This window comes from Kitasatospora sp. NPDC058115 (assembly GCF_042884635.1).
Lineage (GTDB): Bacteria > Actinomycetota > Actinomycetes > Streptomycetales > Streptomycetaceae > Kitasatospora.
This window is the reverse complement of record NZ_JBHVTL010000012.1, coordinates 129,027-151,735: the sequence shown is the minus strand read 5'-3', so window position 1 is coordinate 151,735 and position 22,709 is coordinate 129,027. Positions and strand designations below refer to the sequence as shown.

At 74.8% G+C, this 22,709-nt stretch carries 22 protein-coding genes; 13 read left to right on the top strand and 9 right to left on the bottom strand.

Features of this window, described 5'->3' with window-relative positions; all coding sequences use genetic code 11:
• Positions 1-56 precede the first annotated feature (56 nt).
• From ACFVVL_RS15120 to ACFVVL_RS15100, 5 genes are all read left to right on the top strand, one after another.
• Positions 57-953, top strand: coding sequence for a PfkB family carbohydrate kinase (locus tag ACFVVL_RS15120; protein WP_380292467.1), 897 nt, complete (start codon positions 57-59; stop codon positions 951-953).
• A complete protein-coding gene (locus tag ACFVVL_RS15115; protein ID WP_387675114.1) occupies positions 950-1,663 on the top strand; it encodes a haloacid dehalogenase-like hydrolase in 714 nt (237 codons plus the stop codon). The genes ACFVVL_RS15120 and ACFVVL_RS15115 overlap by 4 nt, the downstream gene beginning before the upstream one ends.
• Positions 1,660-2,544: a glycosyltransferase family 2 protein gene (locus tag ACFVVL_RS15110; RefSeq protein ID WP_387675112.1), complete on the top strand. Its 885-nt coding sequence runs from the start codon at positions 1,660-1,662 to the stop codon at positions 2,542-2,544. The genes ACFVVL_RS15115 and ACFVVL_RS15110 overlap by 4 nt, the downstream gene beginning before the upstream one ends.
• 222 nt (positions 2,545-2,766) lie before the next feature.
• Positions 2,767-4,266 (top strand): tyrosinase family protein, encoded by a 1,500-nt coding sequence (locus ACFVVL_RS15105; RefSeq protein WP_387675110.1) that lies wholly within the window; start codon positions 2,767-2,769, stop codon positions 4,264-4,266.
• Positions 4,267-4,272: 6 nt separating this feature from the next.
• Complete coding sequence (locus tag ACFVVL_RS15100; protein ID WP_387675107.1) at positions 4,273-4,698, top strand: hypothetical protein; 426 nt, start codon at positions 4,273-4,275, stop codon at positions 4,696-4,698.
• Positions 4,699-4,756: 58 nt separating this feature from the next.
• Here the strand turns inward: ACFVVL_RS15100 and ACFVVL_RS15095 are convergent, their stop codons facing one another.
• Entirely contained in the window at positions 4,757-5,368 is a 612-nt protein-coding gene (locus tag ACFVVL_RS15095) for a DUF5134 domain-containing protein (protein ID WP_387675104.1), read from the bottom strand.
• 339 nt (positions 5,369-5,707) lie between these two features.
• Here ACFVVL_RS15095 and ACFVVL_RS15090 point away from each other — a divergent pair, with 339 nt between their 5' ends.
• From ACFVVL_RS15090 to ACFVVL_RS15065, 6 genes are all read left to right on the top strand, one after another.
• A complete protein-coding gene (locus tag ACFVVL_RS15090; protein WP_387675101.1) occupies positions 5,708-7,525 on the top strand; it encodes an alpha/beta hydrolase family protein in 1,818 nt (605 codons plus the stop codon).
• Complete coding sequence (locus ACFVVL_RS15085) at positions 7,522-7,683, top strand: hypothetical protein (protein ID WP_380292481.1); 162 nt, start codon at positions 7,522-7,524, stop codon at positions 7,681-7,683. Before ACFVVL_RS15090 ends, ACFVVL_RS15085 begins: the two co-directional genes overlap by 4 nt.
• Positions 7,684-7,761: 78 nt before the next feature.
• Positions 7,762-9,696: a RiPP maturation radical SAM C-methyltransferase gene (locus ACFVVL_RS15080; RefSeq protein WP_387675098.1), complete on the top strand. Its 1,935-nt coding sequence runs from the start codon at positions 7,762-7,764 to the stop codon at positions 9,694-9,696.
• The gene (locus ACFVVL_RS15075) at positions 9,677-10,351 is read left to right on the top strand and encodes a DUF5825 family protein (protein ID WP_387675095.1); all 675 of its coding nucleotides are present in this window, start codon (positions 9,677-9,679) and stop codon (positions 10,349-10,351) included. Before ACFVVL_RS15080 ends, ACFVVL_RS15075 begins: the two co-directional genes overlap by 20 nt.
• Positions 10,352-10,375: 24 nt before the next feature.
• The gene (locus tag ACFVVL_RS15070; RefSeq protein WP_387675092.1) at positions 10,376-11,575 is read left to right on the top strand and encodes a cytochrome P450; all 1,200 of its coding nucleotides are present in this window, start codon (positions 10,376-10,378) and stop codon (positions 11,573-11,575) included.
• Positions 11,568-12,839, top strand: a complete 1,272-nt coding sequence (locus ACFVVL_RS15065; RefSeq protein ID WP_387675089.1) for an MFS transporter — start codon at positions 11,568-11,570, stop codon at positions 12,837-12,839. Before ACFVVL_RS15070 ends, ACFVVL_RS15065 begins: the two co-directional genes overlap by 8 nt.
• 52 nt (positions 12,840-12,891) lie before the next feature.
• Here the strand turns inward: ACFVVL_RS15065 and ACFVVL_RS15060 are convergent, their stop codons facing one another.
• Positions 12,892-13,851, bottom strand: a complete 960-nt coding sequence (locus ACFVVL_RS15060) for a GlxA family transcriptional regulator (RefSeq protein ID WP_380292487.1) — start codon at positions 13,849-13,851, stop codon at positions 12,892-12,894.
• A gap of 71 nt (positions 13,852-13,922) precedes the next feature.
• Between ACFVVL_RS15060 and ACFVVL_RS15055 the strand changes: the two genes are divergently transcribed.
• The gene (locus tag ACFVVL_RS15055; protein ID WP_387675086.1) at positions 13,923-14,555 is read left to right on the top strand and encodes an HD domain-containing protein; all 633 of its coding nucleotides are present in this window, start codon (positions 13,923-13,925) and stop codon (positions 14,553-14,555) included.
• 43 nt (positions 14,556-14,598) lie between these two features.
• On the opposite strand, the gene ACFVVL_RS15050 is transcribed toward ACFVVL_RS15055, so the two are convergent.
• Together ACFVVL_RS15050 and ACFVVL_RS15045 are read right to left on the bottom strand one after the other, a co-directional pair.
• Positions 14,599-15,390, bottom strand: coding sequence for an ABC transporter permease (locus tag ACFVVL_RS15050; protein ID WP_387675083.1), 792 nt, complete (start codon positions 15,388-15,390; stop codon positions 14,599-14,601).
• Positions 15,387-16,373 (bottom strand): ATP-binding cassette domain-containing protein, encoded by a 987-nt coding sequence (locus ACFVVL_RS15045; protein WP_387675080.1) that lies wholly within the window; start codon positions 16,371-16,373, stop codon positions 15,387-15,389. Before ACFVVL_RS15045 ends, ACFVVL_RS15050 begins: the two co-directional genes overlap by 4 nt.
• A 529-nt stretch (positions 16,374-16,902) precedes the next feature.
• On the opposite strand from ACFVVL_RS15045, the gene ACFVVL_RS15040 reads away from it, so the two are divergent.
• Positions 16,903-17,646: a GPR1/FUN34/YaaH family transporter gene (locus ACFVVL_RS15040; protein ID WP_387675077.1), complete on the top strand. Its 744-nt coding sequence runs from the start codon at positions 16,903-16,905 to the stop codon at positions 17,644-17,646.
• On the opposite strand, the gene ACFVVL_RS15035 is transcribed toward ACFVVL_RS15040, so the two are convergent.
• From ACFVVL_RS15035 to ACFVVL_RS15015, 5 genes are all read right to left on the bottom strand, one after another.
• Positions 17,598-18,695, bottom strand: coding sequence for a helix-turn-helix domain-containing protein (locus ACFVVL_RS15035; RefSeq protein ID WP_387675074.1), 1,098 nt, complete (start codon positions 18,693-18,695; stop codon positions 17,598-17,600). The two genes, ACFVVL_RS15040 and ACFVVL_RS15035, sit on opposite strands and share 49 nt — an antisense overlap.
• A gap of 106 nt (positions 18,696-18,801) precedes the next feature.
• Complete coding sequence (locus ACFVVL_RS15030) at positions 18,802-19,617, bottom strand: carbohydrate ABC transporter permease (RefSeq protein ID WP_387675071.1); 816 nt, start codon at positions 19,615-19,617, stop codon at positions 18,802-18,804.
• 4 nt (positions 19,618-19,621) lie between these two features.
• The gene (locus ACFVVL_RS15025) at positions 19,622-20,518 is read right to left on the bottom strand and encodes a carbohydrate ABC transporter permease (protein WP_387675068.1); all 897 of its coding nucleotides are present in this window, start codon (positions 20,516-20,518) and stop codon (positions 19,622-19,624) included.
• Positions 20,511-21,755 carry an extracellular solute-binding protein gene (locus tag ACFVVL_RS15020; RefSeq protein ID WP_387675065.1) on the bottom strand — a complete coding sequence of 415 codons (1,245 nt, stop codon included), beginning with the start codon at positions 21,753-21,755 and terminating at the stop codon, positions 20,511-20,513. Before ACFVVL_RS15020 ends, ACFVVL_RS15025 begins: the two co-directional genes overlap by 8 nt.
• 114 nt (positions 21,756-21,869) lie before the next feature.
• A complete protein-coding gene (locus ACFVVL_RS15015; RefSeq protein WP_387675063.1) occupies positions 21,870-22,658 on the bottom strand; it encodes an alpha/beta fold hydrolase in 789 nt (262 codons plus the stop codon).
• Positions 22,659-22,709 lie beyond the last annotated feature (51 nt).

Below are 22,709 nucleotides of genomic sequence, written 5' to 3'. Positions count from 1 at the left end.
GACGGTGGTCGACTGGGAGCGAGGCCCCGGAGGGCCGCAGCGAGAGCCGAGGAGCGATGGACGAAGACAGCCGCCCCACCCGTACGACGGCCCGCTCCGGCCGCCCCCGGCCACGCGTGGCCGTGATGGGGCACGTCGAGTGGACCACGATCGCGGGGCTCGACCGGGTACCCGGCGCCGGCGAGGTGGTCCACGCGCACCGGCTCTGGCAGGGCCCGGCCGGCGGCGGCGCGGTCGCGGCCGTGCGGCTGGCCGAACTGGCCGGGGACTGCGCCTTCTTCACCGCCCTCGGCGACGACCACGCCGGGCGGCGCTCGCGGGCCGAACTGGAGCACCGCGGCGTACGGGTCCTGGCCGCGCCGCGCCCCGGCCCCACCCGCACCGCCGTGAGCATGGTCGACCGTTCCGGCGAACGCACCACCGTGACCCTGGGCGAACGCCTGCAGCCGGCCGCCGAGGACCCCTTCGACTGGGCGCAGCTCGCCTCCCTGGATGCGGTGTTCTTCACCGCCGGGGACGCCGCCCTGCTGCGCCGGGCCCGGCGGGCGCGGGTGCTCGTGGTGACGGCGCGCGAGTTCACCACCGTGCTGGAGTCCGGCGTGCGGGTCGACGCGCTGGTGGGCAGCGGCTGCGACCCGGCCGAGCGCTGCGACCCGGCGCTGCTGCGCCGGCTGCCGGACCTGGTGGTCAGCACCGAAGGCCGCCACGGCGGCGTGTTCACCTGCTGCAACCAGCCCCCTCGCCGCTACCGGCCCGCCCACGCCCCGGGCCCCCTGGTCGACACCTACGGGGTCGGGGACAACTTCGCGGCCGTCCTCACCTACGCGCTCGCCACCGGCAGGACCACGGCCGACGCCCTGGACCTCGCCGCCCGGCACGGCGCGGCCTGCACCACCGAGCGGGGCCCCTTCACCGCCGGGCCCGCCCCTCGACGACCGGCGGCCCGGGTATGACGCATCTGCTGCTCCTGTGGGACATCGACGGCACGCTGATCGACGGCGACCACGTCTGCGAGGCCCTCTACCCGAGCGCCTTCGAGCGCCTCACCGGCCGGCCGGCGCTGCACCGCGTCAGCATCGCCGGGCGGACCGAACTCGACATCATGGACGAGCTGTTCGCCCGGCACGGCGTCGGCGGGGTCGGCCCGGAGCGGGTCACCACCGAACTGGCCGCCCGGCTGCGCGAACGGGCCGCCGAGCTGCGGGCCGCCGGACGGGCCCTGCCGGGGGCCGTCGAAGCCCTGCGGGCGCTGGCAGCGCGGGGTGACGTCACGCAGTCCGTGCTGACCGGCAACCTGCGGGCCAACGCCGAGCTGAAGCTGGGGCTGTTCGGGCTGGCGGAGTTCCTGGACCTCTCCGTCGGCGCGTACGGCGACGACGCGCGCGAACGGCCCGCCCTCGTCCCGGTGGCGCGGCGGCGCGCGGCGGCGGTGCACGGACACGCCTTCGACGCCGGGCGCACCGTCCTGATCGGCGACACCCCGCGCGACGTGGCCGCGGGGCGCATCGGCGGGGCGCGGGTGGTCGCCGTCGCCTCGGGCGCGAGCAGCGCCCACGCGCTGCGGGCGGCGGGGGCGGACACGGTGCTGGCGGACCTCCGGGACACCGCCGCGGTGCTCCGCGCCGTCCGGGCGGCGGGGCCGGCCGCGCGGAGCCCGGGATGAGCGGGGCCGCCCGGCCGGTGCGCCTGGTCTCGGTGGTCATTCCCGCGCGCAACGCCGAGCGGACGATCGCCGGCCAGTTGGAGGCCCTGGGCCGGCAGACCTATCCGGACCCGTGGGAGGTCATCGTCGTCGAGAACGGCTCCAGCGACGGCACCCGCGGGCTGCTGCGGTCCTGGCAGCGGCGGATGCCCCGGCTGAGGGTGACCTTCGCCGGGGCCGCCGGCGTCAACCGGGCGCGCAACATCGGGTGCCGGCAGGCCGACGGCGAGTTCGTGCTGCTCTGCGACGCGGACGACGTGGCGGCGCCCGGCTGGGTGGCCGGCCTGGTCGACGCCCTGCGGACCAGCCCGGCCGCCGGCGGCGCCCTCGAACGCCGGCGGCTCAACGGGCCGTTGGCGCTCGCCGCGCGGCCGCCGAAGAAGGCCCCCGCCCTGCTGAACACCTTCGGCTTCCTGCCCTATCCGGCGGGCGCCAACTGCGGCTTCCACAAGGAGCTGTGGAGCCGGCTGGGCGGATTCGACGAGAGCTACCGGGGCGGCGGCGACGACACCGAGTTCTTCTGGCGCGCCCAGCTGGCCGGCTACCGGCTGGAGTTCGCCCCCGACGCGGTCGTGCACTACCGGCACCGCAGCGAGACCCGGGCCATCGTCCGGCAGGCCTACGGCTTCGGGCGTTCGCACCCCAAGCTCTACCGCGAGTTCGCCGCCGCCGGCATGCCGTCCTCGCCGCTGGCCGACGCCGCCGGCGCCTGGTGGGGACTCCTGGCCCACGCCCCCGACCTGCTCGGCCCGACCGACCGGCGCGCCGCCCTGCTGGCCCAGCTCGCCCTGCGTGCGGGCCGCGCCGCCGGCAGCGCCCGACACCGCCGGTGCTACCTGTGAACCGCTCCCGGCCGTCCCCGCGCCGGAAGGCGGTCCGCGCCCGCCCCGGGTGACCCGGCACCCCGCGTTCCCCGGCGGTGCCCCATCCGGCGCAGCCCGTCTGGCGACCGGTCGGAGCATCTCCGACTGTTGGCCTGTACCGATCGTTCGGGTGCGACCCCCGGGGTTCGCCCACCCGGGGCAGCCGGCCCCGACACCAGTTCGAAGCCCTGCGGAGGACGCATGAGCCCCACCGACCCCGGCCCGACCACCGACCAGGTCGTCGCGGCACCGACCTATCTGGCGGACATCCGCTTCTTCTTCCGCCCCGAGGACATCGATCACATGGGCCAGAAGGGGATCGAACTCGGCACCTACGACGGGGTGAAGGCCAACGCGCTCGCGATCCACGCCCAGACCGCTCCGCCGGACGCGCAGATGCCCCCGGACGCGGCGGGCAAGTGGAGCGCCGAACGCTCGCAGACCTTCCGCAACTGGATCGTCAACGGGTTCCCGCTCGGCACCGCGACACCGGCCGGCCCGCCGACCCCGGCGCCCACGACCCGGGTCCGCAAGGACGTCACCACGCTGAGCGACACCGAGTTCGCGCAGCTGAGGACGGCGTTCGAGGGCCTGATGGCCCGCGACCCGAAGGCCCCGGACAGCTACTTCGCGCTGGCCGGGCACCACGGCCTCCCGAAGCGGTTCTGCCTGCACCACGAGAACCGCTACAACCCCTGGCACCGCCAGTACCTGCGCGTCTTCGAGGACGCGCTGCGCACCGTGCCCGGCTGCGAGGAGGTGACGATCCCCTACTGGGACATCTCGACCAAGCTGCCCGACCGGCTGCAGCACCCGCCGTTCGACGCGTACGTGCTGCCGGCCGACCCCGGCGCCGACGCCACGCCGCATCCGGTACCCGGGTTCTTCCCGTACACGACCCAGCGCTTCCCGGTCGACACCATCGCCCAGAACGTGATCGACTTCGGGGTCCTGGACGACATCGCCACCTCGCTCGTCCAGTCGCTGTGGGGCGCCTTCAACGTCAACGGCTACCAGGACTTCTCGATCCAGGCCCACGACGGCGGCCACGGATCGATCGGGCCGACGATGGGCAACCAGAACGTGGCCGCCTTCGACCCGGTGTTCTGGTTCTACCACTGCAACCTGGACCGGCTCTGGCTGAGCTGGCAGACCCGCGTCGGCGCGACCACCCTGACCGGGTTCCGGTCCACCCTGGGGAACAACACCGACTGGCTCACGCCGCCGTTCAACGCGCTGCCGCCGTACAGCGTGACCGCCGACCAGACGATCGAGACCGACATCTCCTACGACCGGCTGGACCTCGTCAGCCCCGTGGAGGGCGTGTTGGAGAACCTGAGCGGAAGCATCGACGCCGCCCGCACCTTCGCGTTCCGCAGCGCCAACCCGGTCTCGGTCCGGGTGAAGGGGATCGACCGGCTGAACATCCCGGGCTCCTTCGTGGTGAGCCTGCTCGCCGACGGCGAGCCGGTCGCCAAGCGCTACTTCTTCCAGCCGGACGATCCGCGCAGCTGTGCGACCTGTGTGCAGCACGGCATCGTCAACATCGACTTCCGGCTTCCCCAGGAGCAGCTGCTCGACCGGTCGCTGTCCGTCCGGATCGACGTGCCCGGGCACGCCGGGGCGATCGGGACGGCCTTCCCGCTCACCCAGGCGGGCAGCCCCAGCATCAACGCGCGCCTGCTGGCCGAGGAGGCGTAGCACCCCGTGGACGTCATCGACCTGACCGGGACGTACACCTACCGGAGCTTCCTGGAGCTGCCGGATCCCGTCGACGACTTCAACCGCCTCCGGTTCGCCCAGGCGACGCTGGAGCTGACGGCCTCGGCGGACGGCACCGTCGGCGGCGAGCTGATCCTCTCGGATCCGGGAGAGGAGCCGGCGATCATCATGGACATGGCCGGAACCGCCACGGCGGCCTCGTCCAGGGTCTCGTTCACCCTGAGCGGCCGGGGCCGGCCGCCCGTCGCCGACTTCCACTACGAGTACGACGGCGGCATCCTGCGCCACTGGGAGACCGGTGTCCACCAGCGGGTCGTCCTCGCCGGGACGGTGCTGCGGGCGGAGCCGCACGGGGGCGCGCCGGCCGGGCAGACCGCGAGCTTCCTGGCGGTGCGGCGCGACGGCGCGTGACCCGGCCGGCCCGGTGTGCCGGGCCTCGCCGCTGCGCCGGGCCGGCGGACGGCCGCCGTCAGCTCATGCCGAGCAGCATGTAGACCATGCCGATCGACATCACCGACTGCCGTGCGGCGACCAGACGGGGTGAGGGCGCGGCCGGTCCGAGGACCGGCCGCGCTCCCGCGCGCCGGGCGGCGTCCGCCGGGCGCGGCAGCATCGCACCGGCCCCGCAGGCGGCGTGGGCCAGGAAGTAGGCGGCGAGCGCGAGCAGGGTCCATTCCGGCACCGCCGCGGCGCCCGGGTGGGCGGCGCCGCGGGCGTGGTGGTGCGTCGGTGCGAGCGGCAGCACCAGCGCGGCCAGCGCGGCGGCGCTGAGGGCGTGGTGGGGGTAGTGCTGCCAGCCGCCGGGGCCGGCGCGGCTCGCGTGTCCGGGGCGTCCGGCGCGTCCCAGGAGGAGCAGGGCCGGCCAGGCCGCGCACGCCGCGAGCAGGGCCGACCAGACGACCGGCGGCAGGGGGTCGAGGGCCGGGGCCATCATCGCGACCATGGCGAGCGCCATGACGATCTCGGTCAGCTCCAGCCGGCGGTCGGCGCAGCGGCGCCCCGCGAGCACGAGCGCGCAGTGCACCGCGCACCAGCCGGTCAGGACGATCAGCAACGCGGTGACGATCACGGGTTCCAGCACGGGGACCCCCGTTCCGGGGCCGCCCCCGGCCCGGTGCGGAGCCGCCGGCCCTTCCACCACAGTAGGCCGGGGCCCCGTCCGACGCTCGGGGAGGCGGAACGGCCGCCCGGCCCGCCCGCCCCGTCGCCTCCGCCGTCCCGGCACCCGTACGGTCCTGCCGTCCGACGGCCGTCCCAGCCCTCTTTCGGCCATCTGTGCACGAGGTCTGTTCGAGGTCGGCACACCCCCCTAGAGTCGACCGCGACCTTCGACCTGTGGTCATTTCCGCACATCCGTTCACCGGTCCCCCGAGCGTTCGGCGCAGCCTGTTCACCTCATCGAGCCGGAAGGGCCGGGCCCGTGTCACAGGCGTTCCAGTCCCCCGGCTTCGCCGCGCTGGCGGCCGGCCGCGCGGTCGAGACACGGCTGGTCGACGACCGGTGGCAGGCGGTGGCCTGGGATCTCGGGACCGGGCGGCGACGCGTGGTCACGGACCGGCCGGGGGGCGTCCACCTGAGCGAGATCGAGCCGGACGGCGGTGCCATCTGGTGGTTCGACGCCGACGGTGCCGGGGTGGGGCGGTGGCGGCGTGAGCCGTTCGCCGGCGGGGCGGGCGGCGAGGCGCTGCCCGGCGTGCCGCCCGGGCGGGCGTACGGCGTCGCCTTCGACCGGACGGGCGCGCTCGCGGCGGTGGCGGTGGGCGTCGAGGACGCCTCGTACTGCTACGTCGGGCCGCCGGCCGGCGCGGCACGGCCGATCGGCGCGGTGCCGGGGTACCTGGGCCTGGCCGACCTGTCGCCGGACGGGCGGCTGCTCGCCCTCGGCGGGCAGCCGGACGGGGACGACGCGGTGGTCCTGTGGCCGACCGGCGCCCGGGCCGGCGATCCGCTGCGGCTCGGCGGGAACGGCGGTTCACGGCTCTGGCCGATCGAGTTCAACCCGCTCGCGGCCACCGAGCCGGAACTGCTGCTGGTGGTCGAGGAGGACGAGCGCTACACCGTCGCGACCTGGCGGGCGGACACGGGGCTGCGCCGGCACCCGGGGCTGTCGTTCGACTCGCAGATATCGGCCGGCTGGTACCGGGGGCCACGCGAGGTGCTGGTCCAGCACGAGCGGGCGGGGCGCAGCCGGCTGCTCCTGGCCGACCTCGGCCCGTCGGCGCGACCGCGGTCGGCCGGGGCCCGGGAGATCCGCACGCCCGGCGGCACCATCCACGACCTGTCCTGCGCCCCGGACGGCACCCTGCACTGCGTCTGGAGCCGGGAGTCGACGCCGCCCCGCCCGCTGGTGCTGCGCCCCGGCACGGAGGCGGCCGGCCACCCCGGCCCGGACCGGGACGACACCGTCCGCAGCCGGCGCTGGACGCCCCGGTCGTACGGGCGGATCCACAGCTTCGTCAGCACCCCGGCCGGGCCCGGCCCGTGGCCGGCCCTCTTCCTGGTGCACGGCGGCCCCGCCACCCACGACCGGGACTCCTACGACCCCCGGGTGAACGCCCTGGTGGACCACGGCTACGCGGTGGTGCGCACCAACTACCGGGGCTCCACCGGCTACGGCGCCCGTTGGCAGCACGCCTACGGCCACCGGGTCGGGCTGGCGCAGATCGAGGACCTCGCCGCCGTCCGCGCGGAGCTGGTCGCCGACGGCACGGCGCTCGCGGAGCGCACCGGGCTGTGCGGGTTCTCCTGGGGCGGCTACCTGACCCTGCTGGCGATGGGCGCGCAGCCGGAGCTGTGGTCGCTCGGCATGGCCGCCCAGCCGATCGCGGACTACCCCGCCGCCTACCGCAGCACCACCCCCGCGCTGCGCGAGCTCGACCGGCAGCTCTTCGGCGGCAGCCCGGAGGAGGTGCCCGAGCGCTACCGAGCGGCCGATCCGCGCGCGTACGTGCACCAGGTCCGCTCGCCCGTGCTGCTGGTCGCCTCGCGGACCGACGAGCGGTGCCCGCCCGGGCAGGTGGCCGGCTACGCGGCCGACCTGCGCCGGCTGGCGGTGCCGCACGAACTGCTCTGGGTGGACGGCGGCCACTACAGCCGCCGCACCGCCGACCACCGGTCGGTGCTCGCCGCGATGGTCCGCTTCGCCGGGCGCGTCTGGCCGGCACCGCTCCCCCGAGCACCCCGGGGCGACCGCCCAGGGGTCCCCGCCGAGTCGACGGAAGGAGGTGAACAGCCATGAAGCGACGCAGCATCCAGAACGACCCGATCAGCACCCCGGAGCGTGACCGGGGCGCCGTGGTGGTCCAGAACTTCGCGCTCGACATCACCAAGGCCGCGCCGGTCGCGCCCGCCCTCAAGGGGAAGGCCAAGCCGAAGCCGGAGACCAAGGCCAAGTGATCCTCCGTCGCTCCGGGGTGCCCGCGGCCCCCGGAGCGACACCCCGCCCACCGCCCGCGAACGACGGAAGTGGCCATCATGCGCATCGTCCTGCTGCACATGCCCTGGGGCGCGATCGACGTGCCGTCACTGGCGCTCGGGATCCTGCACACCGCCGCCGCCCGTGCCGGCCACCGGGTCGAGGTGCGGTACGCCAACCTGGACTTCGTGGACTGGGCGGCGGACACGGCGGGCTTCGGCGTGGACGACTACCAGTACTTCTCGGAGAAGTCGTACTTCCAGGGCGCGGGCGACTGGGCGTTCGCCGGCGCGCTCTACGGCGACGACGGTAACCCCGACGGCGACGGCGACGGCGGTGACGGCAGCGACGGTGACGAGGCCGGGTTCGCGGGCTACTTCGCGTACCTGGCCGCCAACGGCGCGAGCGAACGGGAGATCGCCCTGACCCGGGCCACCCGCGCGATCGCCCCCGCGTTCGTCGCCCGCCTGGTCGAGGAGATCGCCGCCGACCCGCCGGACCTGGTCGGATTCACCACCACCTTCCAGCAGAACACCGCGAGCCTGGCCGCCGCGAAGCTGCTCAAGGAACGCTGCCCCGAGGTGCGCACGGTGTTCGGCGGCGCGAACTGCGACGGTCCGCAGGGCGCCGCGCTGCACCGCAACTTCCCCTTCCTGGACTACGTGGTGCGCGGCGAGGGCGACGCCGCCTTCCCGGCGCTCCTGGCGGGCGGCGACCTCTCCGCCGTCCCCGGACTGTGCTGGCGCGACGGGTCCGGACGGCCGACGGTCAACGCGATGCCGAAGCACCCGCTGCCCCCCGGGGCGATCCGGCCGCCCCGCTACGACGGCTTCTACGAGCGGCTCGACGCCTCCGTCGCGGCCGGCTGGGTGGATCCCAAACTGGTCCTCGAAGGCTCCCGGGGCTGCTGGTGGGGCGAGAAGCACCACTGCACCTTCTGCGGGCTCAACGGCTCCTCGATGGAGTTCCGCTCCAAACGGCCGGCGGACTTCCTCGCCGAGGTGCTCGCGCTCGCCGAACGCCACCGGCTGCTGGACGTGTACGTGGTCGACAACATCCTGGACATGGGCTACTTCGACACCGTCCTGACGTCGCTGGCCGAGCTCCCGGTCGATCTGCGGCTCCACTTCGAGATCAAGGCCAATCTGCGCCGCCACCAGTTCCAGTTGCTCGGCGACTCGGGCGCGGCCCAGGTGCAGCCCGGCATCGAGAGCCTGAGCACCCGGGTCCTGCGGATCATGGACAAGGGGGTGACGGGCTGCCAGAACGTCCGCGCGCTGCGGGACGCCCAGAGCGCCGGGGTCTCGGTGACCTGGAACTACCTCTACGGCTTCCCCGGCGAGCAGCCGGCCGACTACGAGTCGGTGATCCGCCAGCTGCCCGTGCTGCACCACCTGGATCCGCCGACCGGGGCGGGGCGGATCGCGATCGAACGGTTCAGCCCGTACTTCGACCGTCCCGAGCTGGGCTTCGCGATCACCCGCCCGGCCTTCCAGTACCGCGCGACCTACCGCCTCCCGGAGAGCGAACTGGCCGAGCTGGCGTACGTGTTCACCGCCCCGCCGCGCGGGATCGGCGGCCCGCTCGCGGAGCGGCTGGGCACGGCGGTGGACACCTGGCTCGCGCGGTTCCCCGACAGCCGGCTCAGCTACCGGGACGCGGGCGGGCGGATCGTGCTCGTCAACACCCGGGCCGGGTACGACTGGCGGGTGGCCGAGCTGACCGATCCGGTGGAGGTCGCCGCCTTCCGGCTGCTGGCCCAGCCCCGCTCGGCGGCCGCGCTGGCCGCCAGGGTGCCCGGCGGAGCGGCGGCGGTCGGCCCGGTCCTGGACCGCTTCACCGCGCTCGGCCTGCTGTTCCACGACGGGGACAGCTATCTGCAGGTCGCCGTGGAGTCCGACAACCAGGTGCTGATGCGGATGCAGCACCGGCACGGCCCCGCCGCCGCCCACCCCCGCACCGAGGAGGTGCTCGATGCCCTCGCGACCGGCTGAGCGGACCGACGAGGCCGCCTGGCACGCGCCCGGCCCGCAGGCCGAGCTCTGGCTCGACTACGACCCCGCCGCCCGGGAGCTGCCGGGCTTCGCGCTCGGCCGCCGCGTCCTGTCCGGCCCGGCGGGGGCGGAGGTGACCGGGCTGCACCGCGCCGGGGTCCGCTGCCTGCGGCTGACCGAGCCGGTGCGGCTCTGCGCGGACGCGCCGCCGGCCTCCGCGCGGGCGCTGATGCTGCTGCGCGAGGCCACCGCACAGGGGCTGGCCGTGCTCTGGCGGGCGGTCTGCACCGACGGCTGCGCGGCGCGGCGCCGGTTCCACCACCTGTACCCGCCCGAGCGGGTGGCCGGCGCACCGGAGGAGGTCGTCGCCGACTGGCGGGCCACGTACTTCCCGAGCAAGTGCGTCGTCCGGCGCGGCCCGGGCTTCGCCGAGGTGCGCGACCGCCGGTTCGGGACGCTGGAGCTGTTCACCATCGACGAGCCCGGCCACCTGGAGCAGCTGGACGCGCTGGCCGAGGGCGTCGGGACCGACCTGCTGCCGGACGCCGTCCGCCGGGACCTCACCGAGGCCGGGCTGATCGCCGAACAGGCCGGCCGGGCCTGGTTCCTGCCCATGCGGGTGCGCCGCTGGCCGTTCCCTTCGCTGACCGTGTGACCCGTCCGAGTCCGAGGAGAGACCATGACCACCGCGGTCGACGACGCCGCCGCGCGGATGTCCGCCTTCATCCGCGACCCCTACCCCACGCTCGCCCGGATCCGCGAGGCCGGCGCGGTCTCGGTCGTGGAGTTCGGCGAGGGCCTGCCGGTCTACCTGGTGACGCGCTACCAGGACGTCCGGGGCGCGCTGACGGACCCGAGGTTCGGGCAGGACGTCCGCCGCAGCCAGGCCATCGCGAGCGGACGGGGCTCCGCACTGACGCTCGGTTCGGAGGTCGTCCACATGCTCAACAGCGACCCGCCGGACCACACCCGGCTGCGCCGCCGGATCCAGGGCGTCTTCACCCGCCGACGGGTCGAGATGATGCGGCCGCTGGTCGAACGCATCGCCGGCGGCCTGCTGGACGGGCTGCGCGGACGGGAGTCCGCCGACCTGGTGACGGACTTCGCCTTCCCCCTGCCCATCATGATCATCTGCGAGCTGCTGGGATTCCCCCCGGAGGACATGCAGGCCTTCCGCACCTGGTCCACGGCCATCCTCACCCAGGGCGGCGAGATGACCTTCGACCAGGCCACCGCCGAACTGAACGACTACCTCCGGGAGCTGATGACCGCCCGGCGGGCGGCACCGCGCGCCGACATCCTCACCGAGCTGGTGCAGGCCAGTGACGCCGGTGAACTCACCGAGCAGGAGGTGTTTTCGATGGTCTTCCTGCTGCTGATCGGCGGTCACGAGACCACCGTCAACCTGCTCGGCACCGCCACCCTGGCGCTGTTCCACCACCCCGACCAGCTGGCGTGGCTGCGCGCCAACCCGACGGCGATGCCGGTCGCGGTCGACGAGTTCCTGCGCTACGAGTCCCCGGTCGGCATGGCCACCCTGCGGTTCACCAACGCCGAGGTGACGGTCGACGACGTGGAGATCCCGGCGGACGAGCTGGTGCTGCTCTCGCTCGGCGCGGCCAACCGGGACCCGGCCCGCTTCACCGATCCGGACCGGCTGATCCTGGACCGGGGCGATCCCGGCCACCTCGCCTTCGGGCAGGGACTGCACCGCTGCCTCGGTTCCTTCCTCGGCAAGCTGGAGAGCGAGGTCGCGCTGAGCGGCCTGCTGGAGCGCTTCCCCCGGATCGAACTGGCCGTCCCGGAGGAGACCCTGCCCTGGCGCAACACGATCATGCTGCGCGGCCTGGAGTCGCTGCCGGTCTCGCTCGATGGCTAGCAGGACGGGGACGGACCGGGCGGGAGCGCGGGGGGCGGCGGGGCTGCTGCGGTTCCGTCCCCGGATCGGCCTCGCGCCGCTGCGCTCGCGCGGCTACCGGCTGCTGGTGATCGGGCAGGCCACCTCGGAGTTCGGCAACGCGTTCCAGGTGGTCGCCCTGCCGCTGCTGGTCTACTCCCTGGGGGGAGGCGCCCGCCCGCTGAGCCTGGTGGTCGCCGCCTACGGCGCGGGACGGCTGGCCGCCACCCCGCTCGGCGGGATGCTCGCCGACCGGTTCGGCGCCCGGCGGGTGATGCTGGCCGCCGACCTCGGCCGGCTGGCGGCCACCGCCGGGCTGTGCGCGGTCGCGGCGGGCGGGGCGTCGGGGTTCTGGCTGATCGGCGGGCTCGCGCTGCTGGTCGGTGTCGGTGCGGGGGTGTTCCTGCCGGCCGCCTGGGCGGTCACCCCGGCCCTGCTGCCCGCCGAGGACCTGCACGCGGGCAACGCGCTGAACAGTACGGTCACCTTCGGCGCCGGTCTGGTCGGTCCGGCGGCGGCGGGCCCGCTGGTCGCCTGGCTGGACCCGGCCGCCGCGCTGGGGCTGGACGCGGCGACCTTCGCCGTCTCGGCGGTGACGCTGGTGCTGATCGGCCGCGGCAACCCCGTCACCGTGCCCCGCCCGATCTCCGAACGGGCCTCCGTGCCGCGGAACTTCCGCGCCCTGCTGCGGGAATCGCCGCTGCTGCGCGCGGTGCTGACGGTGACGGTGATCGCCAACCTGACGGTCGGCGGCGCCACCCGGGTCGCACTGCCGGCCCTCGCCACCGACGGCTTCGCCGCCGGGGCGGTCGGGCTGGGCCTGCTGCTGGCCGCGTTCACCGGCGGCGCGCTGGTCGGCGGCCTGTTCGCGGCCGGCCTGACCGAGGTGCGCTCGCGCGGCCGCACGGCGATGCTCTCCGGGCTGCTGATGGGGGCGGCGATCGGCCTGGTGCCGTTCACCGGGATCGTCGGCGCCGTGCTGCTGCTCTGCCTGGCCGGCGGCGCCGGCACGGTGACCAATGTGCTGGTCGTCACCGGGGTGCAGAAGAGCACCCCGCCGGCCCTGCTGGCCCGGGTGATGGCGGCCGTCACCTTCTGTGCGCTGGGGGTCTTCCCGCTCTCGGTGATCGCGGCCGGTGCGGCGGTGGACGCCTTCGGGAGCCGGGGGGTCTTCGCCACGACCGGGCTCTGCCTGCTGGGTGCCTTCGGCTACGCGCTCACCAGACGCGAGATGCGTGAGCTGTGAGGACCGGGCGGCGGGAACCGCCGGTCGCGGCGGCCGGTCCTCGCGGGGCCGGTCATGGCGCCACCGCGCCCTGGATCTGGAAGGTGGCCCGGTAGTCCGACGGGGAGGTGCCGACGTGGCGGTGGAAGGCCGCGCGGAAGGCGGCCGGGCTGCCCAGGCCGCTGAGGCGGGCGACCTGCTCGACGGGGGTCGCGGTGGTCTCCAGGAGTTCGCGGGCCCAGTCGATGCGGGCGGTGGTCAGCCAGGCCATCGGTGAGGTGTCCGTCTCCTGCTGGAAGCGGCGGATGAACGTCCGGCGGGACATGTGGGCGCGGTGGGCCAGTTCGTCGACGCTGTGCCGGTGCGCCAGGTTGCCGAGCATCCAGGCGCGCAGCGGCGCGAGGTCCTCGCCGCGCGCGGCCGGCCGGAAGCGCTCGATGAACTGCGCCTGGCCGCCGGGGCGCTGGGGCGGGGCGACGAGTGCCCGGGCGCGGGCGTTGGCGGCCGCGGCGCCGAAGTCCCGGCGGATGATGTGCAGGCAGAGGTCGATGCCGGCGGTCACGCCCGCGGAGGTGAGGATGTCGCCGTCGTCGACGTAGAGCCGGTTCGGCCGGACGTCGATCCGGGGGTAGCGGCGCTGCAGCGCGTCGGCGTCCCGCCAGTGCGTGGTCGCGGGGCGGCCGTCCAGCAGTCCGGTGGCGGCCAGGGCGAACGCCCCGGTGCAGATCGACACCAGCCGTGCTCCCCGCGCGTGCGCCGAGCGGATCGCCGACAGCACGGCGGCGGAGGGCGGGGTCTCCGGCGTCTCGTAGCCCGGGACGACGACGGTGTCGGCCTCCCGCAACGCCTCCAGCCCGGCGGGCGCGGTGACGGTGAACCCGCCGCTGAGCACCGGCCCGGCCGAGGGGTCGGCGCAGACGGTGACCCGGTAGTGCGCGTCCGCCCCGAAGGCCTGCACCGGGATGCCGAGGTCCAGCGGGAGGACTCCGGGAAGCGCCAGCACCGCGACCCGGTGCCCATCGATGGCCGACATGGCACGATCCTAGCGCCACCCGGCCTGCGTGCCACTGTCGCGGCCCCGAGGGGTCTTCGTAGCCTGCGGCCATGGACTTCACACTTGAGCTGCCGACCGGCCCCCTGGCCGAGGCCGTCCTCGCCGCCGCCCGCACCTCCGAGTCGCCGTCGGTGGCCAACCACAGCGTGCGCAGCTTCCTCTTCGCCGAGATCGTCGCCGCCCACGAGGGATGTCTGGAGGACGTCGACTACGACCGTGAGCTGCTGTTCGCCGCGACCGTCCTGCACGATCTGGGCGCCGGCGACCTCGCCGAGGGCAAGGCCCGCTTCGAGGTGGAGGGCGCGGACCTGGCGGCCGGACTCCTGCGGCGCCACTACGTCCCCGAGGCGGACGTCGACCGGGTGTGGGAGGCGATCGCCCTGCACACCTCGCCCGGCATCGCCGAGCGCCGGGGCCTGCTGTGCTACCTCACCCGCGAGGGGGTGGGGCTGGACTTCGGGCGCCGCGCGGAGCTCGCCGCCCGGTGGGCGCCGCAGATCCACGCCGCCCACCCCCGCCTGGCCATGGTCCGCTCCCTCGTCGACGCGATCGTGGAGCGGGCCGCCCGGTCGGAGGCGGCGGCTCCCCGCTACTCGATCGGCGGGGAGCTGCTCCGCGAACGCCGGGCGGAGGGCGTGACCGAGCTGGAGCGCTCCGCCGCGTCGTGCCCCTGGGGCGAGTAGGCCGCCGCCCGGACGACCCGCGCCGGGCGGCGACTCGCGGGGCTCACCCGGCGTGGCGGTCGAACACCGACTTCGCCCAGAAGTAGCCGAAGACGGTCAGGCCGAGGCACCAGGCGACGGCGAGCCACCCGTTGTTGCCGATCCCGGATCCGAGCAGCAGCCCCCGCAGGGTCTCGATGGCCGGGGTGAAGGGCTGGTACTCGGCGATCGGCTGGAACCAGCCCGGCATCGCCTCGACCGGGACGAAGGTGCTGGAGACCAGCGGCAGGAAGATCAGCGGCAGGGCGTTGTTGCTGGCCGCCTCCGCACTCGGGCTGATCATGCCCAGGCCGACGGCGATCCAGGTGAGCGCCAGGGCGAACAGCGTGACCAGCCCGAAGGCGGCCAGCCACTCCAGGACGGTGGCGTCGGTCGAGCGGAAGCCGATCGCCACGCCGACCGCGCCGACCAGGACGGCACTGAGGACGGCCTGCAGCACGCTGCCCACGACGTGCCCGATGAGCACGGACCCCCGGTGGATCGCCATCGTGCGGAAGCGGTCGATGATGCCCTCGGTCATGTCGTTGGAGACCGAGACCGCCGCACCGACCGTGGTGCCGCCGATGGTCATCAGCAGGATGCCGGGGACGAGGTAGGCGATGTACTCGCCCCGGTCGGCGTGGCCGCCGCCGAGGCCCGCGCTCATCACGTCGCCGAAGATGTAGACGAACAGCAGCAGCAGGAAGATCGGCGTCAGCAGCAGGTTCAGCGTCAGGGACGGGTAGCGGCGGGCGTGCAGCAGGTTGCGGCGCAGCATCGTCGCCGAGTCGCGCACGGCGAGGGACAGGGAGCTCATCGCACAGCCTCCTCGGGCTGGGTCGCGGGGGTGGTGCCGCCGGTCAGGGCGAAGAACACGTCGTCGAGGTCGGGCGTGTGCACGGTGAGTTCGGGCGCCTCGACGCCGGCGGCGTCCAGGCGGTCGAGGACCGCCCGCAGGTCGCGCTGGCTGCCGTCGCTGGGGATCTGCAGGAACAGGCCCTCGTGGTCCGCGGTGGCGGCGGGCAGGGCGGCGGCGGCCGACCGGTAGGCCTCCGGGTCGGTGAACCGGAGGCGGACGTACCCGCCGGGGATCTGCCGCTTCAGCTCCTCGGCCGTCCCCTCGGCGACGATCCGGCCGCCGTGCAGCACCGCGATGCGGTCGGCGAGCTGGTCGGCCTCGTCCAGGTACTGGGTGGTCAGCAGGACGGTGACGCCGCCGGCGACCAGGTCGCGGATGATCCGCCACATGTTGTGCCGGGAGCGCGGGTCCAGGCCGGTGGTCGGCTCGTCCAGGAAGATGATCCGGGGGCTGCCGACCAGGGTCATGGCGATGTCGAGCCGGCGCTTCATCCCGCCCGAGTAGGTGGAGGCGGGCTTCTTCGCGGCCTCGACGAGGTCGAAGCGCTCCAGCAGTTCGGCCGTGACGCGGCGCCCCTCCCGCTTGGCGAGGTGGTTCAGGTCCGCCATCAGGCGCATGTTCTCCTCGCCGGTGATCAGGCCGTCGACGGCGGAGAACTGCCCGGTGACGCCGACGGCGGCGCGCACGCCGTCCGGGGCGGTGGCGAGGTCGTGGCCCGCGACCTGCGCCTGCCCGCCGTCGGGCTTGATCAGGGTGGAGAGGATCTTCACGACGGTGGTCTTTCCGGCGCCGTTCGGCCCGAGCAGCGCGAACACGCTGCCGGCCGGGATGCGCAGGTCGACGCCGTCGAGGACGGTCTTGGCCCCGTAGGACTTGCGCAGGCCGACGGCGGTGACGGCGGCGGGTACCTGGGCACCAGGGGCCCGCCTGGGCTCAGGCATGGCAGAAGACGGCACGGAGTCCTCCCCTTCGAAGGCGTTCGTGACGGCGAGCTCGGTCGCCCGACCTTTGATGACGCTATGGTGGCACCATCTTGGCGCCATGGCAAGCCATCATGGCACCGCCGGGCACGGGCGGCTCGAAGTCGTTGCCCCTGGGGCACGAAGACGCAGGCGGGAGGCCCGGGACGGCGGCCCGCCGGGCTCCACCGCGGAGTCCGGGCGCACCGGGAGGCGTCCGGATCCACCTGATGGCGCCTCATGGCGCCGGACGGCACGGATTGGCGCCACGTGGCGCCGGGTGGCGCCATCCGTGCGCGGACGCGTCCGCGGACCCCGGCGCCACACCGTGCTACCGTCCCCCGCCACCGGCTGACCGGCGTCCCGCCCGCGGCGGGGAACCGGGGCGCGGGTGCGACAGTGCCCGTACGCCTCGGGACAAGTCACGGTTCGCCCCGGTTCCTATCGTTCTGCCCACGAGTCCGCCCCCACGGCGGGCCGCGAAGCAGCGAGAGCACAGAGGAGCGCGACGATGACGGCAGTGGCGGCGGAGGAGCAGCGGGTGGCGCGGCAGGAGGTCACCCCGGACGCCGGACCGGTGGCCGGCGGCGGGCAGGAACCGGACCCGCGCGCGATGGCGCGGATCCACCTGAGGCCCATCGCCTCGCCGCTGCCGCTGGGCTTCTTCGCGGTGGCCATCGCCTCGGCCGTGACCAGCAGCCTCCAGCTCGGTCTGATCGACGGTGCGGGCCGGCAGGCCGTGGCGCTCACGGTCTTCTCCGCGTTCGTGCTCCAGCTGCTGGTCAGCATCCTCGCCTTCGGTGCCCGGGACGTCATCGCGGCGACCCTGATGGGCGGGTTCGCCGGGGCCTGGCTGGCCAACGGGCTGGTCTCGGCGACGGAGGCCCGGGGCGGGGCGCAGGTGCTGGGCGTGATGAACCTGGCGTTCACGGTGTTCGCCGCCCTGATGGCCTCGGTGGCGAGGCCGAAGAGGGCGCTGTGGCTGCTGCTGATGATCGCCACGCCGCGCTACTTCGTCGCCGGGCTGCACGGCCTCTCGGGCGCGGCCTGGCTGGGCCACCTCGCCGGAGCGCTGGGCCTGCTCCTCGCGGCGGTCGCCATGTACGCGGCCTACGCCCTGATGCTGGAGGAGCTGCGGGGCAGGGAGGTCCTGCCGATCGGGCGCAGCGGCCCCGCGCACCTCGCCATGCACGCGGGGCTCTCCGGTCAGCTGCGCGGGCTGGAGACGCAGGCGGGCGTGCGCCGGAGCCTGTAACCGACGGCCGGCCCGGCCGGCGTCCGCTCCGAGGGCGCGCCGGCCGCGGCCGGTCCGTGCGCCGGGCCCGGCACCGACTCCTGGACGGCGCGCCATTCGCGCGGGGACATCCCGTAGGCCGCCCGGAACGCCCGGCTGAAGTGCGCGGCGCTGGTGAAGCCCCAGCGGTGCGCCACCGCGGAGATCGTCGTGTGGCGGTGCAGCGCCAGGTCGTGCCGGCACTCCTTGAGCCGGCGCCGCTGGATCCACCGGCGGACCGTGGCGTCCTCGCCCTCGAACAGCTTGTGCAGGTAGCGCAGGGAGATGTGGTGGGCCTGGGCGATGACCTCCGGGGTCAGCTCGGGGTCCGCGAGGTTGCGGTCGATGTATTCCTGGATCCGCAGCAGCAGCGCCCGGTCCCCGCCGGGCGTCTCCGCGCCGCTCCGCGCGAGCACCTCGTCGGCGAGCAGGCCGAGCAGGTCCACGGCGTTGCGGGCCATCAGTTTGAGGGTGTGCGGGGCGTAGTCCCCGGCGCCGTCCACGAGCCCGGCCAGCAGGGGCGAGAGCAGGCAGCCGAGCGGCGTGTCGGAGCCGAACCGGCGGGCGGTCACCTGGGCGGTCTCGGACGCGCTCAGGCCCAGGACGTCCCTCGGCAGCAGCAGGCACTTCGCCCGGAAGTCCCCGGGGAAGGCGAGCCGGAAGGGGCGGGCCAGGTCGTGGACGACGACGTCCCCGGGCTCAAGGACCGCCTCCCGGCCGTCCTGTTCCAGCCGGGCGGTGCCGCTGTCCAGCAGGGTGACCACCACGGTCGCGGCCCGGCCGTCGGTTCCGGCGGTCCGCCCGCTCCGCAGGGCGGACAGGCCGCCGCCCTCCACGGTGGCGGTCCGCAGCCGGCCGAGCGCGGAGGTGCGGACCGTGCCGCAGGCCGGCTCACCGGGCACGGTCAGGGGCGCGGCGCCGAGCGTCCGGGCCAGCGCGTCGCGCCACAGCGCCCGCTCGCGGTGGGCGGGCGGCGCGCCGGTGGTGCGGACGCTGCCGCGCGAGCTTCGTTCCTGGACATCCGTTGCCATGATCCCCGTCCTTCGGCCGGTGTGCCTCGGACTTCACCGTGCCAGCGGACCGGGGCCGGGCGCATCGCGTGAACGCGCTAGATCGGGCGGCGGGCCCGGGTGTGCCTCAGCGCAGGGCCCCGTCGGTGGCGCCGGCGGTGACGAAGCGCTGGGAGACGACCAGCAGCAGCGCGGCGGGGACGGCCGTCAGGACGGAGGTCGCCATCACGGCGTTCCACTGGTCCGTGTGCGCCCCGAGGTACTGGTAGATGCCCAGGGTGACCGGCCGCACGGACGGGGTGGTGGTCAGGGTGAGCGCGAACAGGACGTCGCCCCAGGTGAAGAGGAAGGTGAAGACGCCGGCGGTGACCAGGGCGTTGGTGCTCAGCGGGAGCACCACGGACCAGAAGACGCGCAGCCGGCCGGCGCCGTCCACCCGGGCCGCGTCGATGATCTCCCCGGGAAGGGTCCGCATGAACGCGTGCAGGACGACGATCGCGAAGGGCACCCCGGCGGTGGAGTCGGCGAGGACCAGGCCGAGGCGGGAGTCGAGGAGTCCCAGGTCGGCGTAGGCGCCGTAGAGGGCGTTGGCCAGGACGACGCCCGGCACCGTCTGGGTGACCAGGACGCCGAGCAGCACGAGGCGGGTGCCGCGCAGGGAGAACCGGGCCAGCGCATGGGCGGCCGGGGCGGCGAGCGCGAGGCTGAGCAGCACGCTGCCGAGGGCCACCACGAGGCTGGTGACGAGGTTGCGCCCCTGCTCGCGCAGCGCGACGGCGTAGCCGCCGAAGTCCGGGTGGAGCGGGAACCAGCCGCCCCGCAGGGTGGTGCCCGTCGGCTGGAGGGAGGCGTTCACCATCCAGTAGACGGGGAACAGCATCAGCGCCAGCAGGACGATCGCGACGACGGTGGTCAGCGGGCCGCGGCCCCGGGCGCGCCTCACCGGATCACAGCGCCCGGGCGCGGCGGTCGGCCCGCAGGTGGACCAGGGCGGCCAGGAACGAGACGGCGATCAATACGTTGCCCAGCACGGCGCCGCGCCCGAACTCGAACTGCCGGAAGGAGAGCTCGTAGGCCCGGGTGGCGAGGGTCTCGGTGGCGCCGGCCGGCCCGCCGCCGGTCACCACGAGGACGACGTCCAGCACCTTGACCGTGTAGACCACGCCCAGCACCAGCACGACGTTCACCACGGGCCGCAGCAGCGGCCAGGTGATGTACCGGAACGACGCCAGCGGTCCGGCGCCGTCCAGCTCCGCCGCCTCGTAGAGGTGCGGGGGGATGCTCTGCAGGCCGCCGTACAGGACGGCGGTGGCGAACGGGATGCCGACCCAGACGTTGACGAGGATCACCGACACCAGCGCCTGCCCGGGGTCGGTGAGCCAGGGGACGCCGGCCGTCGAGAGGTGGAGTCCGCGCAGCACCGTGTTGACCACCCCCGTGTCGGGGTCGAGCATCCAGCGCCAGGTCGTGCCGGACACCACCAGCGGCAGCAGCCAGGGCAGCAGCAGCAGCGAGCGCAGGACGCCGCCGAGCGGGAAGTTCCGCCGGAAGAACAGCGCGAGGGCCAGGCCGACGGCGACCTGCCCGAGCACCGAGCCCGCCGTGAACAGCACGGTGGTCGGCAGGGCCCCGGTGAACGCCTCCGAGGAGAGGACCGCCGTGTAGTTGCGCAGCCCCGCGAACGGCGCGTCGCCCGTGTAGAACGTGTCGGCCGTGTACTGCTGGAAGCTCATCACGACGTTCTTGACGAGCGGGTAGCCGAAGAAGAGCAGCAGGTACACCGCGGCGGGCAGCACGAACATCCACCGGGACAGCCGCGGCCCGGGGCGCAGCCGGTCAGTCACCGGTCGCGGTCCGCTGGGCGGCCCGGAGGGCTTCCTCCGGGGTCTGCTGCCCGCTCAGCACGGACTGGATCGCGGTGTAGATCCCGGTCGCCGCCTTCGGCCACCCGACGCCGAGCTGTCCGGTACGGGTCCGCGCGTTCTCCACGCCCTTGACGAAGACGGCCGTCGAGGGGTTCTGCTGCGCGTACCGCGCGGCGGTCTCCGGGCGGGAGGGGACCGTGACGTGCTGACCGGCCAGGGTGAGCATGTTCGAGGGTTCGGTGAGGCAGGCGAGGACCTGGGCGGCCTTCTCCTGCCGGGCGGCGGAGGGGTTCTGCGGGACCGTCCAGACCTCGCCGCCGAGCGGGGTGACCGGGGTCGCCCCCGCCTGCGGCACGGGGACGGGCGCCACCGCCCAGTGCAGGGACGGGTCCTCGTTCAGCGCGGGGATCCGCCAGGGTCCGTTGATCATCATGGCCGTCCGGCCGGCGGCGAACTGGTCGTGGACGTCGGCCTGCGTCCAGTTCAGCACCGACCTCGCCATGGAGCCGCTCGTCACCAGGTCGGACCAGAGCCGGAGGGCCTGGGCGGCCTGCGGGCTGTCCAGCTGCTTCTCGTCCCCGCCGTTGGACCACAGGAAGGGCAGGAACTGCCAGCTGCTCTCGAACGTGGCGCTCGCGTCGAGCGCCATGCCGTAGCGTCCGGGGCGGGTCAGCCGGGCCGCCGCGTCCTTCAGCTCGTCCCAGGTCCTCGGCACGGCGACACCGGCCTCGGCGAGCATGTCCTCGTTGTAGAAGAGGGCGACCGTGCTGACGTAGGGCGCCAGCCCGTACACCTCGCCCCGGTAGGTGCCCGCGGACAGGATGGGCTCGGCGAAGCCGGTGGTGTCGATGCCGTAGCGGGCCAGCGGTGTCAGCGCGCCGGTCCGGGCGATCTGCTGCAGGTCGGCGTTGTCCAGCATCAGCAGGTCGGGCAGGGTCCGGGCGGAGGCCTGCTGGAGGACCTTGGGGACGAGCGCGGCCGGCGGGACGCTCGTCTGCTCGACGCGGACGCCGGCCCGCCGTCCGCAGGCGGAGAGCATCTCGTCCCACTGGGCGTGCTCGGTGCGGTCGGTGTAGTAGTCGAGCACCGTGATGGTGCCGGGGTCCTCGGCGCTGCCGGTGCCGGCGCCGCATCCGGTGGCGAGCGCCACCAGGGCCATGACGGCGGCCAGGCCGGTGGCAGGACGCCGCGTCGGCCGTGGGACCGGTGGGATCATCGTGGGGTGCCTCGTCGGGTGACTGTTCGTGGCCGGGGGCGGCCACCGTCGTGCGCGTGGGGACTCCCGTGCCGTCACGATGACCCGAACCGGCGCCTTCCGCTCGGACACATCTTAAACACCCCAGGTCGGACGCCCGCCGGGGGTGTCCGGGAAGCACCACGGCGGAAGCCTCGTCAGGCCGGCGGCCTCCCGGATCATCCCCGCCACGGCGTCGGGCCGGGACAGCGCGAGCGCGTGCGAGGCGTCCAGCACGTGCTCGGTGGCGGCCATCCGCTGGGCCATGAAGCGCTGGGCGGTGGGGTTGACGATCCGGTCGGCGGTCGCGATCGCGTACCAGGACGGCTTGGCGGCCCAGGCCGGCGGCCCCGAGGGCTCGGTCAGCGCGCGGCACGCGATCGGGTGCCGGGCCCCGCCCGCCGCCTCCCGGGCGGCGGGCGGCAGATCGGCCGCGTAGAGCTCCGGGAAGCGCTCGCCGCGGACGGTCAGGGCGCGCCGCGGGCCGTCGGGGGGCCGGGCGGGCAGGGTGACGGTGAGCGTCGCGTCGGCCACCGGCGCCGGGGGGAAGCGGTCGGCGACGTCCAGGACGCTCTCGCCGGCGTCCGGGCCGAAGGCCGCGACGTAGCACAGCGCCACGACGTGGTCCGCGCCCCCGGCGGCGGGCTGGGTGATGACCGCGCCGCCGTAGTCGTGGCCGACCAGCACCACGGGACCGTCGAGCGCGCGGACCACGCTCCCGATGCGGTCGGCGTCGTGCGCCAGACCGCGCAGCGGGTTCGCGGGGGTGTGCACGGCCAGTCCGTCGGCGCGCAGCCGGGCGGCGACCCCCGCCCAGGACGAGGCGTCGGCGAACGCGCCGTGCACGAGCACGACGGTCGGCAGTAAGGGGCTGGATCGGTGCACTCCGGCGACCTCCGACTCGATGGTGGCCCCAGCCAAGCGCGTCCGGCCGGC